The sequence below is a fragment of the Massilia sp. CT11-108 genome (genome assembly GCF_047302915.1).
GTDB lineage: Bacteria > Pseudomonadota > Gammaproteobacteria > Burkholderiales > Burkholderiaceae_D > Telluria > Telluria orientalis.
The window spans coordinates 1-901 of record NZ_JBKYMO010001028.1 but is presented as its reverse complement, the minus strand read 5'-3'; the positions used below and the strand labels follow the sequence as shown (position 1 = coordinate 901).

2 protein-coding genes are annotated in these 901 nt (G+C 70.5%); both read left to right on the top strand.

From position 1 onward, the window contains the following. Positions 1 to 636 (top strand): methyl-accepting chemotaxis protein (locus tag ACEN88_RS32910; RefSeq protein WP_413346482.1); only part of this gene is annotated, 636 nt, incomplete at its 5' end. A 1-nt stretch (position 637) separates the two neighbouring features. Next, positions 638 to 901 (top strand): chemotaxis protein CheW (locus ACEN88_RS32905; protein ID WP_413346481.1); only part of this gene is annotated, 264 nt, incomplete at its 3' end.

Here is a 901-nt window from a genome sequence, read left to right as displayed (position 1 = left end):
AAGCCCTATAAAGTCATCAAGTTCGCGATGGACGTGACGGAACAGGTGCACCGCGAAGAGCAGCTCGGCGCCAAGATCAAGGCGATGTCCGCGGTGCTGGCCGAGCTGTCGCAATCGATCGCCTCCATCGCCCAGGGTTCGCAGCAGTCGGCCGGCCTGGCGGTGCAGACGCGCGACCAGGCCGCCGAAGGCAGCACCCTGCTGGCGCGCTCGAAGGATGCGATCCTCGCGATCCAGAAATCCTCCGACGACGTGCACGAGATCATCGACACGATCAGCGACATCGCCAGCCAGACGCACCTCCTCGCGTTCAACGCGGCGATCGAGGCGGCGCGCGCGGGCGAGCACGGCACCGGCTTTTCCGTCGTCGCCAACGAGGTGCGCAAGCTGGCCGAGAAATCCGCGCTGGCGGCGCGCGAGATCGCGAAGCTGATCAACGGGACGGCCACCCGCGTGGGCGAAGGCACGCGCCTCGCCGGCGACGTGGAAGACGCGTTCGGCCGCATCGTGCGCTCGGTCGCGGCGACGAGCGAATCGATCGCCCGCATCCATGCCTCGACGAGCGCGCAGGCCAACGCGACGCGCGACGCGTCCGCGCTGCTGGCCGAGCTGGAACGCGTCGCGACGGAGCACTGACATGCGCCTCGCAGAAGTGCGCATCGACGCCGTGGATGTCGGCATCGCGGCGGACGCCGTCGTGCAGGCGCTGCCGCAGCCGGATGCATTGGCAGTACCGCCCCGCCGCACGGGCGCGCTGGCCGGCGTCGTGGACCACGGCGGCGTGCTGGTGCCCGTCGTCGACCTCGCGCGCTGGGTCGGCACCGGCGAACGGCGGGACGGACCGCACACACGCATCCTGGTCCTGCGCGACGGCGACCGCATGCTGGGCCTGCGCGTATCG